The sequence below is a fragment of the Planococcus kocurii genome (genome assembly GCF_001465835.2).
GTDB lineage: Bacteria > Bacillota > Bacilli > Bacillales_A > Planococcaceae > Planococcus > Planococcus kocurii.
Window position 1 is genome coordinate 1,938,241 of record NZ_CP013661.2, and the last position, 15,399, is coordinate 1,953,639.

Here is a 15,399-nt window from a genome sequence, read left to right on the forward strand (position 1 = left end):
GATACAATGAACTTAATAAAGAAAAAAATTCTTTTTTATGAGGAGGATTCTACAATGGAAATTGGGATTATAGGGTTAGGCAAGATGGGATTAAATCTTGCACTGAATATAGTGGATCACGGCCATGAGGTGATCGGCTATGACAGCCATACCGAAATCAAAGAAAGCGGTTTCACACAAGTTTCTTCTATTGAAGAAATGGTCAAGCAACTAGAAGCACCGCGCACGCTGTGGTTGATGGTACCTGCAGGCGAAATTACAGAAACAGTTATCGAGCAATTAATCCCTTTGCTTGAAGAGGGGGATGCCATTATTGATGGTGGAAACTCGAATTACAAAGATACATTACGACGCGCGGCGATTTTAAAAGAACATAATATGTTCTTCTTTGATTGCGGAACGAGTGGTGGAACAGATGGAGCACGTCATGGTATTTGTTCGATGATTGGTGGCGACGCAGAGAAGTTCAAAACCATCGAGCCCCTTTTAAAAGACATTTCTGTAGAAGACGGTTATTTGTACACGGGTGAAGCAGGTAGTGGGCATTTCTTGAAAATGATTCACAACGGTATTGAATACGGCATGATGCAGTCAATTGCCGAAGGCTTTGATATTCTCAACAAAAGTCCATTTGATTATAACTTTGAGAAAGTTGCTGACGTTTGGAACAATGGCTCGATCATCAGCTCCTACTTAATGGAAATGACCAAAAATGCATTTTCTAAAGACGCGAAACTAGAGGGCATCAAAGGGGTGATGAACTCTTCAGGCGAAGGAAAGTGGACAGTGGAAACAGCACTCGACTTAAATGTACCAGCACCGGTAATTACCTTGTCACTTATGATGCGCTACCGTTCATTAGAAGACGATACTTTTGCAGGAAAAGTCGTAGCCGCACAACGCAACGAATTCGGTGGACACGCAGTAGAGAAGAAATAACTTTTACTTCGTGAAAAGAGACTCTTGCAAAAATGAAGTTGGTTTGCGGAATACCCAACTATAAATTAGTTACACATTGAGGGGGAGAAAATTTGTCAGGTTCAACGTTGATTATGGTCGCACTTGCAGGTATATTCTTATTGCTATTCTTAGTTATTCGTACGAAATTACACGCTTTTGTAGCATTATTACTAGTCAGTTTATTGGTAGGTATTGCGGCGGGCATGCCACTTAACGAAGTCATTACATCCATTCAAAATGGTATGGGAGGCACACTAGGCTTTGTTGCTGTCGTAGTAGGTCTTGGTGCTATGTTCGGTAAAATGCTAGAAGTATCGGGTGGAGCAGAACGTTTGGCTTCTACGATGATTAGTAAATTTGGTGAAGATAAAGCACCATGGGCATTAGGGGTTACGGGATTTATTGTTGCGATTCCTGTATTTTTTGATGTTGGTTTTATCATCTTAGTACCAATCGTTTACGGTTTGGCTAGAAAAACAGGCAAGTCGCTTTTGCATTACGGAATTCCGCTACTTGCGGGTCTAGCCGTTACGCATAGCTTTATCCCACCAACTCCAGGACCGATCGCGGTTGCTGAACTGGTTGGGGCGGAACTTGGTTGGGTTATTTTGTTCGGTGTGCTTGCGGGTATTCCAGCGATGATTTTAGCAGGGCCAGTGTTTGGTCGCTTTATCGGCAAAAAAATTCATGTGTTAATTCCAGATTATATGGAACTTGAAAAAAAGGAATACGATAAAGAACTACCAAGTTTTGCGATGATCACTTCGTTGATTTCGATTCCACTTGTATTGATCCTATTAAATACGCTGTCAGCCGTCTTACTAGAAGAAGGCAATATGGTTCGTGAGATTTTGACGTTCCTTGGTCATCCATTCGTGGCGCTGACAATTGCTACGTTGCTGACGTTTTATCTACTTGGGACAAAACGTGGTTATTCGCGTCAAGAAGTACAAGACATTGCTACTAAAGCGCTTGAGCCTGCTGGGATTATCATCTTAGTCACAGGAGCAGGTGGCGTTTTCAAACAAGTATTAATCGACTCGGGAGTTGGTGCAGTGCTTGGTGACATGATGGGCGATTCATCGTTGCCGCCAATCGTTTTAGCATTCCTAATCGCCGCAGCAGTTCGTGTTGCGCAAGGATCTGCAACGGTTGCGATGGTAACAGCAGCGGGTCTGATCACGCCACTTCTTGAAATCGTTGGTATGACCGGACCTGCTCTCGGACTTATTGTTATTGCTATCGCTTCAGGCGCGACCGTCTTATCACACGTCAACGATTCTGGATTCTGGTTGGTTAACCGATATTTCGGAATGGACGTCAAGGATACCTTAAAATCCTGGACGGTTATGGAAACCATTATCGGGTTAACCGGTTTCGTGGTAGTGTTAATCATCAGCTTTTTTATCTAAATTAAACTTGAAAGAGAAAAAGGGGATTTCGCCTTTTTCTCTTCTTGTCTATAGAGGAGGGCTCTTATGCCTGAACAGTCATATTATCTTGGGGTAGACATTGGTACGACTTCCACCAAAGCGGTTTTGTTTGATAAATCTGGTAAAATCCTAGCGGCAGACACGGTTTTTTATGCGCTCGAAACGCCAAGTCCGTTAGTGGCCGAACAAGACCCAGAGGAGATTTTCCGAGCGGTGTTAAGTTCCGTTCGAAAAACCATCCGTAAAAGTGAAATCGATACGAATCAACTGAAACTCGTATCTTTTAGCTCAGCCATGCACAGTCTGATTGCAGTGGATGCTAAGGGGAATTTGCTAACGCAAAGCATCACATGGGCCGATACGAGAAGTTCAAAACATGCGAAGTACATCAAAGAACGACTGAATGGCCACGAAATTTACTTGCGCACAGGTACGCCGATTCACGCGATGTCGCCACTATCCAAATTGTTGTGGTTAAAAGACGAAAAGCCGGAAGTTTTTGAAGAGGCTGCTAAGTTTATTGGCATTAAGGAATTTGTCTTTCAGGAATTGTTTGGAGAGTACGTTGTTGATCATTCAATTGCGTCTGCAACCGGATTATTTAATTTGCGGGAACTGGATTGGGACAAAGAGGCGTTGGGAGTAGCAGGCATCACGCCCGAACAGTTGGCGCGACCGGTTCCGACAACCCATCAATTGACAGGTCTCGTCTCGGAACACGCCTTGTTTATGGGCATTCCTGAAGACGTTCCATTTATTATTGGCGCGAGTGATGGAGTGCTCGCAAATCTAGGAGTAGATGCCATCGAACCAGGTGTCCTAGCTGTAACAATCGGCACAAGTGGGGCCATCCGTACGGTCACGACCGAGCCGAAAACCGATCCAAAAGGACGGACATTTTGTTATGCCTTAACGGAAAATCATTGGGTAGTCGGCGGACCTGTCAATAATGGCGGTATCGTCTTGCGCTGGCTACGTGACGAGTTTGCTTCATCTGAAGTGGAAACCGCGAAGCGTCTCGGCATTGATCCGTACGATGTGCTGACGAAAATCGCTGAGACGGTCAATCCTGGAGCAGACGGCTTGCTGTTTCATCCCTATTTAACAGGAGAGCGAGCTCCTCTATGGGACGCGAATGCGCGTGGGTCGTTTTTCGGATTGAGCATTCATCATAAAAAGCAGCATATGATTCGAGCTGTGTTAGAAGGTATTGTCTTTAATTTGTATACCGTCCTGCTGGCGGTCGAGGAATTGACCGGCGAACCAACACGTATCCAAGCATCTGGCGGCTTTGCTCGTTCAGGAATGTGGCGTCAACTGATGGCTGATGTCTTCGATAAACCCGTAGTTATTCCCGAAAGCTTTGAAAGCTCGTGTCTCGGGGCAGTCGTTCTCGGCATGTATGCGATCGGCGAAGTTGATGATTTCAGTATCGTTTCCGAAATGATCGGCCAAACGCACACGCATGAGCCAGATGAAACGTCAGCTGGTATATATCGTGAGCTCTTGCCAATTTATATCCGCTTGTCGCGCCTTTTAACAGCAGAATACGAGAGCATTGCCGATTTTCAACGAAAGCATTTAGAGTAAGTGCAACATCCTGGACCAGTCTTGCTGGTTTGGGGTGTTTTTTTGTCGATTTTCTTGTGGGTAGGTGCGGTTGTACGCGATTTTTGAGGAATACGCACGTTCAGCGGGAGATACGCACGTTCAGCAGGAGATACGCACGTTCAACGGAAGATACGCCCGTTCAGCGGAGAATACGCGCGTTCAACGGAGAATACGCACGTTCAGCAGGAGATACGCACGTTCAACGGAAGATACGCCCGTTCAACGGAGAATACGCACGTTCAGCAGGAGATACGCACGTTCAGCGGAGATATACGCACGGTAAAACAAAAATACGCGCGTTCCAGCAAATTTAGTTGCATAGTAGATAGAACTATCAGAAAATAATGAAAAATATCTATAATTTTCCAAACGTACATGATACGATAAAACGAAAAACTCATTGAACATCAAAGGGGATGTCTAAATGGAACCAAGTGCGATTGTGGTAGGAGCGGGGCTTGCAGGGTTAGTGGCGGCTGCGGAAATCGCAGACGCTGGCAAAAAAGTGTTGTTACTAGACCAGGAGCCAGCAGCTTCTTTTGGCGGACAGGCGTGGTGGTCTTTTGGCGGACTGTTTTTAGTCGACTCACCGGAACAAAGGAGAATGGGCATTAATGATTCAAAAGAGTTGGCTTGGCAAGACTGGCTTGGGGCAGCTGGTTTTGATAAAGAGCAAGATGAAGATTATTGGGGCAAGAAATGGGCTGAAGCCTACGTAGACTTTGCAACCTATGAAAAACGAAACTGGCTTGCTGATATGGGCATCAAATTTTTTCCTGTCGTTGGATGGGCAGAACGGGGTGGTTATTTAGCAGAAGGACATGGCAATTCTGTGCCGCGCTTTCATATCGTTTGGGGAACAGGACCGGGAATTGTCGCACCGTTTGAGAGACGTGTTCGGGAACATATCAAGAATGGGTTAATCGATTACCAGCCACGGCACCGAGTAGATGAATTAATGATAAAAGGTGGGCGAGTAACCGGTGTGACAGGATCGTTATTAGAGACGAGTGATGTAAAGCGTGGAGAAGCCAGTTCACGAAACGTTGTCAGCAATTTTCGGTGTGAAGCAAAAGCAGTCATTATCACAAGTGGCGGAATTGGTGCCAACCATGAATTGATTCGAAAAAATTGGCCAAGTCGCTTGGGTATAGCACCAGAAACCATGCTCACAGGAGTTCCGGCGCACGTAGATGGACGTATGCTGGCTATTACCGAAAAAGCAGGTGGGCGAATCGTTAATCGTGACCGGATGTGGCATTACACTGAAGGCATTAAGAATTGGAACCCGGTTTGGAACAAACACGGCATCCGAATTTTGCCAGGTCCGTCTTCGATGTGGTTTGATGCAACAGGTAAACGTTTTTCTGCGCCTAATTTCCCGGGATTTGATACGCTCGGAACACTTGAGACTATCCAAAAAACGGGCTACAGTTATTCGTGGTTTATTTTGACGCAGAAAATTATTGAAAAAGAGTTTGCGCTGTCAGGATCTGAGCAAAATCCTGACTTAACCGGCAAAAGCATTCCTCAAGTCTTGTCTCGAGTCCGGGCAGGAGCAACAGCACCGGTAAAAGCTTTTATGGATAAAGGCGAAGATTTTGTTGTCGCAGAGACACTGGAAGAGTTAGTCGCACGTATGAACAAATTAACGGGAGAAAACTTATTGGATTTTGCTCGAATCAAGCAGCAAATTAGCGCGCGAGATGCGCAGCTCGATAATAAATTCTCTAAGGATTTGCAAATTACGGCGATGCGCGGTGCTCGAAATTACCGGGGAGACCGTCTAATTCGAGTAGCGGCACCGCATAAATTACTGGATCGTAAAAAAGGACCGCTTATTGCCGTTCGTTTACACATTTTGAGCCGCAAAACTTTAGGTGGTCTGCAAACGGATTTATCCGCACGAGTACTCGGTGATACCGGTCAACCGGTACCTGGACTCTATGCTGCAGGAGAAGTTGCCGGATTTGGTGGCGGGGGTGTCCATGGATATCGCTCATTAGAAGGAACTTTTCTTGGTAGCTGCCTGTTTTCTGGGAGAGTAGCGGGGAGAGCGGTGGCGAGCGAAGGAGGTGCTGAGAGTGATTGTTGAAGATGTTGGATGGCGGATTTTCCTTTTCCTACTTGGAGTCGTATCGAGTATCTTTTTAGTCAACATGTTGTTAAGAAAAATTCTTGGAGTGGAGAGAAAAGCATTTTTTTCAGACACTCGCGTAAATGATGTGCATAAAAAATGGGATCGGATATTGAATGGCCTCTCAGCGGTAATAGTCTTTATCATATCGCTTGTAGCGATCAATTATGGTCCAGCAGCCGTTTTTTATATCCTACTGGTTTCTGTGCTGTTGGGGAGTATACAGCTATTGGTCCGTTTAGGATTTGAAAAAAAACATGCTGAAAATCCCAATGACTATTTGTATACGCTATTGGAATCGGTAACTGGAACCATTATTTTAATTACTTTTGGGGTGAGTTTATTTCCAGACTACCTTTCGGTGGTGTTTAATATCTAAGGTAGATACGCCCAGTAGCTGAAAGCAGGTTCTGGGTGTTTTTTTGTCGCACCTTAATATAGTTGAATAAAACCGTTCAGTACGCTTTAGAGGAGCTTGTGTAGGCGTAAGAAAAATACGACCATACATGAGCCTTTACTAACAAGATAAAAAGAATTATCAGAAAATATCTATAATTTTCCATACGCTCGTGATACGATAAAAGACATTACGAGATTATTCAACTTCGAAGGAGATATCTAAATGGAATTCAGTGCGTTTGTAGCGGGAGTCCATCTTGCAGCTGTAGTCGGGAGTGAGCTTTCTGAAAGTGAAGTGGCGCTTCGCTTTATCTTTTTCGTAGGTGGAAGCATAGCCAGTATTTACCTAGTGGACAAGGTTCTAAAGAAAATTCTCAAAGTAGAAAAAAACAAATCGTCTACGGATAGTTATGTAAACGATCTTCACAAAAAGTGGGACAAAATCATTAGCCTCTGGTCAGGTATTGCTTTGACAGTCATAACGTTTATCCTTTTCAATACGAATGCATCTATAAATTTGTTTTTTTTGCTACCAGTCGCAGCCTTACCGTTTTTACCGACAATTATCCAGGTTGGATTTGAGAGAAAATATGCAGAGAATCCCAATGATTATCTGTATACCTTATTGGGATTAGGAATGTCTAGCGGGATTATCATTACGTTGTTGCTGATCTTTTCGCCAGGAATCTAAGCTCAGTAGTCATAATAAAGGAGGAAAAAATATGGGAGACATTATCGCAGTATTTGCGTTATTAGTGCCAGTTTTTATTGCTGCGATGGCATTGAGATGGGTACGGATCATCCGCAGTAATTCGGAAAGACAGATAGAACAAAACGAAGAAATCATCGCTTTGCTGAAAAAATCCAATGAATAAACAAAAAGATGTGCTCATTCGGAAATACAACGAAGCTGATTTCCGAACGATTCATGAGTTGAACAAGCAGCAAGGATGGAACAATCTCGTTGAAAAGAAGCAAGAGACACAGCAGGCTTGGGCAAATTCTACGGTGGCTGTGGTTGCTGAAATCGATGGACGAGTCGTTGGGTGCTTAAGAGGATTAACAGATGGTTTTATTTCTCTCTATATTTGTGAATTGTTGGTAAACCAAGATCATCGTAAATTAGGCATCGGAAAAAAGATGCTGCGCTATGCTCACAAGCTATATCCGAAAACTCGTTTGGAATTACTAGCTAGCGATGCTTCACGTAGTTTTTATGAAGCGCAGAGCTATCGGCCATTGTACGGTTTTCGTAAGACAATAGTAGAGTAAACTGTTTCACGTGAAACGTTTAAATCTAAAGGAGTGATTTCCTAATGAGAAGTGAGCAGGTTTATATCCGATTTTTTCAGCCGAGAGATGCTGCTGAAAAACTAAAGCTAGAGGTCGCAAACCGTGACTTTTTTGAAGCCTACTCGGTTACGCGTTATTCGGATTTCTATACGCTTGAAATGCAGCGGGAGCTTATTGAAATTTATGCCGATCAAAAAGAAGATGATTTATCGTATAGCTTTGGAATTTTTGAGAATGAAACCGATGTGTTGGTTGGAACAATTAGTTTAGTGCAAGTGATTAGAGGACCGTTGCAAAGCGCCATACTAGGATATGCGCTAGACAAAACCTATAACGGTAGAGGCTATATGACAGAAGCAATTGAGCTGACCGTGGCATATGCTTTCAAAAAACTAGCGCTACACCGAATCGAAGCAGGCGTTATGCCAGGAAATGACGCTTCAGTTCGCGTGTTGGAAAAAGCAGGTTTCCATCAAGAAGGTATTGCTTCAAAAAATGTTGAAATTAACGGCAAATGGCAAGACCATCAAATACTCGCAATCATCAACCCAAGAGACTTTTAATACTATACGATTATGCAATCAAAAAGGAGCAGAGCGATGATATTTCCTCTATTAGAAACAAAAAGGCTGCGTTTAAACCAAGTTGAAGAAAGCGATGCGGTGCGATTTTTCGACATCATGTCGCGAGACAAAGTGACCGAATATTACGGAATGGATTCGTTGAGTTACGAAGAAGAAGCTGTAGAAGTTATTCGTTCATTCCGTCTTAGTTTTGAAGTGAACCGAAGCATACGCTGGGCGATTCGCCTTAAAGAGACAAACCAGTTTATCGGAACAATCGGTTTGAATAACTTGAATCCAAAAGCAAAGAAAGCAGAGATTGGCTATGAATTACATCCAGATTATTGGCGTCAGCAATTCATGCAAGAAGCTATACACAGCGTGCTAAACTATGCTTTTACAGAACTCGATTTATATCGAATGGGTGCTGTAACGTTTCCCGAAAATACGTCATCTAATCGTTTGTTACAAAAGCTAGGCTTTACAGTAGAAGGAAAACTGCGTGGTTATTTGTATCAACGGAACCAATCTCATGATGCGTTGATCTTTTCTTTATTAAAACCGGAATGGTCATCTAGCTAGCTTAAAAAGCATCATTTTATGTGCTTTCCACTCGTTCAGTAATCATCTTTTGCATCAAGGTCATTATTTTATTAGGGTCAGTTATGTGCTGATGAATCCAGCCAATTTCTTTTGCTAAAAGACGCCGAACAATTAAAGCGGCTTGTGCGTGATTTTCTGGCGTCATTAAGGTCGACATTTTCTCGACTTCTGCAAAAATAGTTTTGGGCAGTGAGCGACTGATTGCTTTCAATCCAAGTTGCGCGCGTTCGGGTGTATACCGATATAGTAAAACCCGGGAGAGATGTTCGAGGACTTGCGACAGCATCTTTACCGCCCAAATCTCATTTCCTCGTGCAGCGGCTTTCCGGTATTGGAATAAAAACCAAGCAACATCAATAACATGGTCGGTGTATTCCTCTTTACTCAGCGTAAGACTTTGCGACGCAACGAATTGTTCAAGTAAATTTTCAGGATCGTAAACGACTTTGAAAAAATCTTTTGCCGTGAATGATTCTACTGTCACCGTAAACAAATCGATATGCAGGAAATTATCAAAAACTACTATAAGCTGTGGCGCGATGATGAAGATGTCGTCTTGAAATAGTACAGGGCGATACGCTTCAAGGTGAGACAGCCGCTCTTTCAAAAATAACGATTCTTGTTCTTGGTCGACCAGGCCAATACAGGTCGATGTCTGAATGCTCGTCGTGCTCGTTCCTACCCATCGATCCCTTCAGAAAAATAGCTCGCACATATGAACTTTGTATCAAACTAGCCGTAATTTGTTGTACAGCAATTTCTTGAATGAGCATAATCGATTCCTCCAATAATTGAATTTTTTAATTGTATCAAATAAGGATAAATATCCCAATTATTTATAGAGGAGGATTTAAAATATGTGCCAAATTATTGCGATGGGCGGTGGTGGGTTCTCGATGGAACCCGACAATCCACTCCTCGATCAATACATACTCAAACAAGCAGGTAAAACGCGACCTAAAGTTTGTTTTATCCCAACAGCAAGCGGAGATGCAGCTAGTTATATTGAAAAATTTTATGATTTTTTCAATCAACAACACTGTGAGCCGAGTCATTTGTCTTTATTCAAACCACATACACGAAACTTAGAAGCGTTTGTATTACAGCAAGACATTATTTATGTAGGCGGCGGCAATACGAAAAACTTATTGGTGCTGTGGAAAGAGTGGGGACTGGATCAAATTTTGAAAAAGGCTTGGGAACAAGGCGTCATTCTTGCAGGACTCAGCGCAGGTTCAATTTGCTGGTACGAACAGGGTGTTACCGATTCGTATGGTGACAAACTCGAACCGCTCGAGGCGCTCGGCTTTTTACGAGGAAGTCATTGTCCGCATTACGACGGCGAAGCTGAAAGAAGACCGGCCTATCGTCAGTTTGTGAACCAAGGGGTAATGCAATCCGGCATCGCCGCAGACGACGGAGCGGCTGTTCATTATATCGACCAAAAAATTAAAAAGGTAGTCAGCTCAAGACCCTCAGCCAAAGCGTACCGTGTGTTTAAAGGTGGAGAAGAAGAATTGGCGGTTGAGTATTTGGGGGAGTGATCTGCAACAATGATGGATATTTTTTCGATCACATCAGAGAAGTTACAAGACAATCGAATGATTCGAGTTTATACACCTAAAGATTACCGATTAACTGATAAGCAGTATCCAGTATTGTATATACACGATGGCCAAAATGTTTTTCGAAATGATACTGCAATTGGTGGGATGTCTCTAGAGTTAGAGCATTATTTAGATATAAATAATTTAGACATAATCGTTGTAGCGATAGATCAAAATAGCAAAGAACGAAAAAACGAATATTGTCCTTGGAGAAATGGAGCATATAGCAAACAATTTCTAGAGAATAAAACAACGTCTTTTGGAAGCAATGGAGCGAGCTACATACAATTCATTGTTCAAGAACTGAAACCTTATATTGATAAAACGTACCCAACACAAGAAAGTCATGCAGCAATGGCTGGAATTTCGCTTGGCGGGTTGATTACTTTATACGCAGCTTGTATTTACCCGCATATATTCACAAACATCATTCTTTTTTCAGCCGGATTTTATGCCAATCAAGAAAAAATCGAAGAGTTGATAGATACAACAGACTTATCTGTACTAACTTCACTATATATGGACTGCGGTACAAGTGAAGCGGGGAGTAATTCAACCACTAGCCATGAATTTTTGGTTTCGAATCAGAGGGTTGCAAAAAAGTTGAACAGAAAGTGTTCTGTTGTCACTTTTAACATATTAGAAGGGGAGAAACACAACTACCTTTCTTTTCAGAAAAGAGTTCCAGAGCTTTTTAGTTTTTTACAAAACGAGGTGCTTTTATGAAAATAGAATTAATTAAAGCAGAAGTTTCGGATGCCCCGTCTATTTTAGCAATGCAAAAAGAGTCTTTCATGCCACTATTAGTAAAATATCAAGACATACAGACAAATCCTGCGAACGAAACACTGGAACAAGTTCTCACTCGAATCACAATGTCGGGCTCATTTTTCTACAAAATCGTAAAAGGACAGAAAATGGTAGGCGCAATACGCGTCAAGTACGGCGGAGAAAACCGTTTTTGGATTAGTCCTATATTTGTAGATCCACAGTTCCAAGGTCTTGGTATTGCTAAAGAAGCAATGAAGCTAGTTGAAGAACAGCATGCAGAAGCGCATGTTTGGGAGCTCGCGACCATTTTAGAAGAAGAAGCAACCTGTAGGTTTTACGAAAAATTAGGATATCAATCAACAGGAGTGACTCAATCCTTAAATTCTAACGCGACATTAGGTTATTTTAACAAAATAGCAAAGGATGCGGACTAAATGAAACTAACTACAGAGCTTTCAAGATTTAAAGTGAAACAGGGAAAGGAAGTTGCAGTTGAGCAATGGATGGGATTTTTAGAAAAGCAAATGGATAATGTATTGCTTACACTTGAGGATGAAAAAATGTTCGTCGAAACAATTTTTAGCGAAACACTTGATGGCAACACCTATCTTTACTGGTACTCGGTACAAGGAGAAGGGGGTGCAGAGTTGGAAAACTCAAGTCATGAAGTGGATCAAAAGCATATGGAATACTGGAACGACTGCATCGATTCGACTTACTCGCCAGTTGACTTAGAAGCAAAGCTTGTCATGATCCAGAAAAAAGTAAGGTCTGTAATGAATTGATAAAAGTGGAATTAGAGGAGAGACAAGTAATGCTTGAAACAAACCGCTTCTATTTGCGAGAGTTTATTAAAGAGGATTGGAAAGCTGTACATGCCTATGCCTCACAGGAAATAGTTACTCAATACCAACCATGGGGACCTAATACAGAAAAAGAAACGCAACAATATCTAGTAGATGTGTTAGAGCAACAGGTAACAAACCCTCGTACGAGTTTTACTTTTGCAGTGGTATGGAAACAAACAAACGAAGTGATTGGAGCGGGAGAGCTTTCTGCAATAGATAACATGAACCAGTCAGGTGAAATCGGTTATATTCTTCATCCGAATTTTTGGAGAAGGGGAATTGCGACAGAAGTCACATTATTATTACTCGAATTTGGGTTTAGAAACAAAGAACTCAACAGAATTTCAGCTAGTTGTGATCTTCAAAACAGTGGGTCGCAAAACGTTCTAGAAAAATCAGGAATGGTAAAAGAAGGACTGCTTCGCCAAAACTTACAAATGAAAAAAGGCTGGCGCGATTCTCTGCTCTACAGTATTCTCAAAACTGAATACATGAGCTAGTATTCGTGTTCTCCTAACGCAACTTCTGCTATAGTGACATGAAGGGCAGTATCCTTGCTGAACTGCACCCCCAAAATTGCTCAACAACTGCATAGTTCTGCCTTGATCTTAAATCGACAGGGACGGAGAAAACCTACAATAAACTTTCTGCCCGTCTGTCCAAAATTGGAAAGATGGGCTTTATTTTTGGTTTTCCTCCCAAAAGGAGAGAAAAAAATGAAGAATACCGCATCACTCATCAAAATGAAAACACAAAACGAAAAAATCGCCATGCTGACCGCTTATGATTACCCGTCAGCCAAGCTTGCTGAAGAAGCTGGAATCGATGTCATTTTAGTCGGCGATTCTTTAGGAATGGTCGTTCTTGGATATGATTCTACTGTAAAAGTAACCGTAGATGACATGATTCATCACGGAAAAGCAGCTCGTCGCGGAGCTCCCGACACATTTTTAGTGGTAGATATGCCATTTGCTTCGTTTCATGGAAGCGCACAACGTATACTGGATAACGCTGTTCAAATTTTTCAGGAGACTGGAGCGGAAGCGGTAAAAGTAGAAGGTGCAGATGAGGTAGTTGACGCCATACAATTATTAACACGTGCCGGCATTCCGGTTGTTGCGCATCTCGGATTGCTGCCTCAGTCAGCAGGTGTTCTAGGCGGTTATAAAGTTCAAGGGAAAACCGCAGATGCCGCACAAAAGCTAATTGAGGATGCACAAGCTTGTGAAGCAGCAGGAGCGTGTATGCTGGTTCTGGAATGTATTCCGTACCAATTAGCTGACAAAGTCACCACAGCTCTCACCATCCCGGTCATCGGCATTGGAGCGGGCAGTGAAACAGATGGCCAAGTTTTGGTTTATCACGACACCTTGAAATACGGATCGCACCATTTGCCGAAATTTGTACGGTCTTATGCAGAAACAGGCGAGATCATAAAAAACGGCTTGATTCAGTACGTCAATGAAGTGAAATCAAACACATTTCCTGCGGAGGAACACCGCTTTACGATGAGGGAAGAAGAACTCCAGCAGTTGTATGGAGGAAAAGAATAGGTAAACAAGCTAAACCCCGCCATCTTGAAAAAGATAGCGGGGTTTCTCTCTTTAAACTACTGCATCATAGACCTATAAGAAGGGGGATTTACCTTTTAGAGTAAAATTTTCTATATTTTATAGTTGTTGCCTCTCAAAAGCTTATTACGATACATATGTTTATCTGCTCGTTTGAATACTTCTTGAATTGCATGATTCTTGTTGTTCTTCGTTTCATGACCAAAGGAAACAGAAACACTAAGTGAACCTACTTTTTCTAGTGCCGACAACTCATTAATGCGTTCAATAATTAGCTCTGCTTCAGAAGAGTCTGTATTAGGTAATAGAATAACAAACTCGTCGCCACCGATTCTGCAAATAATATCATTTGTCCGACAGCCTTGTTTGATTACCTCGGCCGATCTTTTCAATAAGACATCACCCATGGAATGTCCAAACGAATCATTAATCAGTTTTAAACCATTTACATCTCCAATTATAATGGTCAAAGGCAGATTTTTTGCTGTATCCATTCTTTCTAGTTCTTCCTCGTAAAATCTTCTATTATACAAACCTGTTAATTGGTCATTATAGCTAAGATATAAAATTTCTTCATTTTGGAAGATCAGTTCTTGATTCGCAATAGTTAATTCAGCTGCCCGTTTATCTTTTTCTTCATTTTGAAAGATCAGCTCTTGATTCGCAATAATCAACTCGGCTGCACGATCTGCTTTTTCTTCGGTTTGAAAGATGATTTTTTTATTGGCAATGACGAGTTCTGCCGCACGGTCCGCTTTTTCTTCAGTTTGGAAGATCAACTCTTTGTTGGCAATGACGAGTTCTGCCGCACGGTCCGCTTTCTCTTCAGTTTGGAAGATCAACTCTTTGTTGGCAATAACGAGTTCTGCGGCACGCTCTACTTTTTCTTCAGTTTGAAAAATCAATTCTTGATTTGCGATAATCAGTTCTGCTGCACGATTCGCTTTTTCAGCAGTTTGAAAGGCCAGTTCCTTGTTTGCGATGACTAGCTCAGCCGCGCGTTTGTCTTTTTCTTCATGTTGAAAAGCCAGTTCCTTATTCGCAATGACTAACTCAGCCGCGCGTTTGTCTTTTTCTTCATTTTGAAAAACCAGCTCTTGATTCGCAATGATTAACTCAGCCGCGCGTCTATCTTTCTCTTCATTTTGAAAGACTAACTCTTTATTTGCGATGACCAATTCAGCCGCACGATCTGCTTTTTCAGCAGTTTGAAAGACCAGTTCTTTGTTTGCGATGACTAATTCAGCGGCACGCTTTGCTTTTTCTTTAGTTTGAAAAGCCAGTTCCTTATTCGCAATGACTAGCTCAGCCGCACGTTTGTCTTTTTCTTCATGTTGAAAGGCTAGTTCTTTGTTCGCAATGACTAACTCGGCAGCCCGTTTATCTTTCTCTTCATTTTGAAAGACTAGTTCTTTATTTGCGATGATCAACTCAGCCGCACGTTTGTCTTTTTCTTCATTTTGAAAAACGAGCTCTTGATTCGCAATGACTAATTCAGCAGCCCGATCGGCTTTTTCTTTGCTTTGAAAGATCAATTCGTTCTTCGCATTAATCAGCTCGGCTACACTTTCTTTGTTTGGTAAGTAAAGGTTATTGCCCATAG

The 15,399-nt window shown here is 42.2% G+C and carries 18 protein-coding genes; 16 read left to right on the forward strand and 2 right to left on the reverse strand.

Translation table 11 applies throughout. From position 1 onward, the window contains the following. The first annotated feature begins 54 nt into the window (after positions 1-54). The 10 genes from gnd to AUO94_RS09570 all read left to right on the forward strand — a co-directional run bounded on the left by gnd (position 55) and on the right by AUO94_RS09570 (position 8,978). A complete protein-coding gene (gnd, locus tag AUO94_RS09530; protein ID WP_058383989.1) occupies positions 55-939 on the forward strand; it encodes a phosphogluconate dehydrogenase (NAD(+)-dependent, decarboxylating) in 885 nt (294 codons plus the stop codon). 92 nt (positions 940-1,031) lie between these two features. Next, positions 1,032-2,372: a GntP family permease gene (locus AUO94_RS09535; protein WP_058383990.1), complete on the forward strand. Its 1,341-nt coding sequence runs from the start codon at positions 1,032-1,034 to the stop codon at positions 2,370-2,372. Positions 2,373-2,438: 66 nt separating this feature from the next. Beyond that, the gene (gene gntK / locus AUO94_RS09540) at positions 2,439-3,983 is read left to right on the forward strand and encodes a gluconokinase (RefSeq protein WP_058383991.1); all 1,545 of its coding nucleotides are present in this window, start codon (positions 2,439-2,441) and stop codon (positions 3,981-3,983) included. A 445-nt stretch (positions 3,984-4,428) separates the two neighbouring features. After that, the gene (locus tag AUO94_RS09545; RefSeq protein WP_058383992.1) at positions 4,429-6,099 is read left to right on the forward strand and encodes an FAD-binding dehydrogenase; all 1,671 of its coding nucleotides are present in this window, start codon (positions 4,429-4,431) and stop codon (positions 6,097-6,099) included. After that, the gene (locus AUO94_RS09550; protein WP_058383993.1) at positions 6,089-6,520 is read left to right on the forward strand and encodes a DUF4181 domain-containing protein; all 432 of its coding nucleotides are present in this window, start codon (positions 6,089-6,091) and stop codon (positions 6,518-6,520) included. The genes AUO94_RS09545 and AUO94_RS09550 overlap by 11 nt, the downstream gene beginning before the upstream one ends. A gap of 243 nt (positions 6,521-6,763) precedes the next feature. Continuing rightward, complete coding sequence (locus AUO94_RS09555; protein ID WP_058383994.1) at positions 6,764-7,231, forward strand: DUF4181 domain-containing protein; 468 nt, start codon at positions 6,764-6,766, stop codon at positions 7,229-7,231. A gap of 31 nt (positions 7,232-7,262) precedes the next feature. Next, entirely contained in the window at positions 7,263-7,415 is a 153-nt protein-coding gene (locus AUO94_RS17415) for a hypothetical protein (protein ID WP_169793174.1), read from the forward strand. Then, on the forward strand, positions 7,408-7,812 hold the full coding sequence (locus tag AUO94_RS09560; RefSeq protein ID WP_058383995.1) for a GNAT family N-acetyltransferase: 405 nt from the start codon (positions 7,408-7,410) through the stop codon (positions 7,810-7,812). Before AUO94_RS17415 ends, AUO94_RS09560 begins: the two co-directional genes overlap by 8 nt. A gap of 44 nt (positions 7,813-7,856) precedes the next feature. Continuing rightward, positions 7,857-8,396: a GNAT family N-acetyltransferase gene (locus tag AUO94_RS09565; RefSeq protein WP_058383996.1), complete on the forward strand. Its 540-nt coding sequence runs from the start codon at positions 7,857-7,859 to the stop codon at positions 8,394-8,396. Between the two features lie 36 nt (positions 8,397-8,432). Continuing rightward, positions 8,433-8,978: a GNAT family N-acetyltransferase gene (locus tag AUO94_RS09570; protein ID WP_058383997.1), complete on the forward strand. Its 546-nt coding sequence runs from the start codon at positions 8,433-8,435 to the stop codon at positions 8,976-8,978. 16 nt (positions 8,979-8,994) lie between these two features. Here the strand turns inward: AUO94_RS09570 and AUO94_RS09575 are convergent, their stop codons facing one another. Then, positions 8,995-9,606 (reverse strand): nucleotidyltransferase domain-containing protein, encoded by a 612-nt coding sequence (locus tag AUO94_RS09575; protein WP_237150097.1) that lies wholly within the window; start codon positions 9,604-9,606, stop codon positions 8,995-8,997. 250 nt (positions 9,607-9,856) lie between these two features. Between AUO94_RS09575 and AUO94_RS09580 the strand changes: the two genes are divergently transcribed. From AUO94_RS09580 to panB, 6 genes are all read left to right on the forward strand, one after another. Next, positions 9,857-10,543: a Type 1 glutamine amidotransferase-like domain-containing protein gene (locus AUO94_RS09580; protein ID WP_058383998.1), complete on the forward strand. Its 687-nt coding sequence runs from the start codon at positions 9,857-9,859 to the stop codon at positions 10,541-10,543. 9 nt (positions 10,544-10,552) lie between these two features. Next, complete coding sequence (locus tag AUO94_RS09585; RefSeq protein ID WP_058383999.1) at positions 10,553-11,332, forward strand: alpha/beta hydrolase; 780 nt, start codon at positions 10,553-10,555, stop codon at positions 11,330-11,332. Continuing rightward, positions 11,329-11,811: a GNAT family N-acetyltransferase gene (locus tag AUO94_RS09590; RefSeq protein ID WP_058384000.1), complete on the forward strand. Its 483-nt coding sequence runs from the start codon at positions 11,329-11,331 to the stop codon at positions 11,809-11,811. Before AUO94_RS09585 ends, AUO94_RS09590 begins: the two co-directional genes overlap by 4 nt. Beyond that, complete coding sequence (locus AUO94_RS09595) at positions 11,812-12,162, forward strand: DUF6176 family protein (RefSeq protein WP_058384001.1); 351 nt, start codon at positions 11,812-11,814, stop codon at positions 12,160-12,162. A gap of 29 nt (positions 12,163-12,191) precedes the next feature. Then, positions 12,192-12,725 carry a GNAT family N-acetyltransferase gene (locus AUO94_RS09600; protein ID WP_058384002.1) on the forward strand — a complete coding sequence of 178 codons (534 nt, stop codon included), beginning with the start codon at positions 12,192-12,194 and terminating at the stop codon, positions 12,723-12,725. Positions 12,726-12,941: 216 nt separating this feature from the next. After that, on the forward strand, positions 12,942-13,778 hold the full coding sequence (gene panB, locus AUO94_RS09605; protein ID WP_058384003.1) for a 3-methyl-2-oxobutanoate hydroxymethyltransferase: 837 nt from the start codon (positions 12,942-12,944) through the stop codon (positions 13,776-13,778). Positions 13,779-13,888: 110 nt separating this feature from the next. On the opposite strand, the gene AUO94_RS17625 is transcribed toward panB, so the two are convergent. Further along, positions 13,889-15,397 carry a GGDEF domain-containing protein gene (locus tag AUO94_RS17625; RefSeq protein WP_082707522.1) on the reverse strand — a complete coding sequence of 503 codons (1,509 nt, stop codon included), beginning with the start codon at positions 15,395-15,397 and terminating at the stop codon, positions 13,889-13,891. Positions 15,398-15,399 lie beyond the last annotated feature (2 nt).